This is a genomic window from Psychromonas sp. Urea-02u-13, from assembly GCF_002835995.1.
In the GTDB taxonomy this organism is placed as follows: Bacteria; Pseudomonadota; Gammaproteobacteria; order Enterobacterales; family Psychromonadaceae; genus Psychromonas.
In genome coordinates this window covers 1-932 of the sequence record NZ_PJBZ01000215.1, presented here as the reverse complement: position 1 = coordinate 932, position 932 = coordinate 1, and the positions used below count along the sequence as shown (strand labels likewise).

Here is a 932-nt window from a genome sequence, read left to right as displayed (position 1 = left end):
AAACCATGCGCATACTTAGTTTTACATCACTTTTCGGTGATTTCTAATAGGAGTATAAGCGATGAATGCCTCGGAACAACAACACTTTAACCTTTTATATCAACAACATTTGACCAACCTAGCATTACAAGGCATGAGACCTGCCACTGTCGATGCTTATTCGCGTGCGGTGCGTAGGATAACCACTTTTTTCGACCGAACACCTGACACATTAACCAAAGCAGATTTAAAGTGCTACTTTGCTCAACTCATTCAAACTCACTCATGGAGTACCATAAAACTAGACCGGAATGGTTTGCAGTTTTTCTATAAACATACGCTTGAGCGTCAATGGGAATGGTTGAATATTGTCAAACCACCGCAAGTAAAACGTATTCCAGATATCATCACCAACAAGCAGATTGGACAATTAATTAGTGCGACACGTTCTTTACGCTATCAGGTGTTTTTTCTTGTCTTGTACAGCATGGGTTTGCGTTTAGGTGAAGCGCTTCATTTAACCGTCAACGACATTGATAGTGAAACCATGCAAGTGCATATCCGTGAGGGTAAAGGTGGTAAAGACCGTTTAGTCCCTCTTCCCAAACGAACCTTACTGGCATTGCGTTGTTATTGGAAAACCCATCACCATCCAGTGTTGTTGTTCCCGCGTTTTGGCCAAGATAAATACATCCCCCTTCATTGCCCCCCAATGGACAAAGGCAGTGTTCAAAAAGCCTTGAAGAAAGTCATCACTGAATTGGGCATTAAGAAAAACATCAGTCCACATTCATTGCGACACTGTTTTGCAACACACTTGTTAGAGCAAGGCATTGACCTGCGATCTCTGCAAATATTGTTAGGTCATCACAGCCTCAATACCACGGCGAAATACACCCAACTCACCACGCTCAAACGTAAAAACAATGTGAAAGCACTTAATCAGTTAACCA

Annotated in this window: 1 protein-coding gene; it reads left to right on the top strand. The window is 42.1% G+C overall.

From position 1 onward, the window contains the following. Nucleotides 1–61 precede the first annotated feature (61 nt). Nucleotides 62–932: site-specific integrase (locus CXF74_RS21465; RefSeq protein WP_101084682.1), on the top strand; the 871-nt coding region annotated here is incomplete at its 3' end.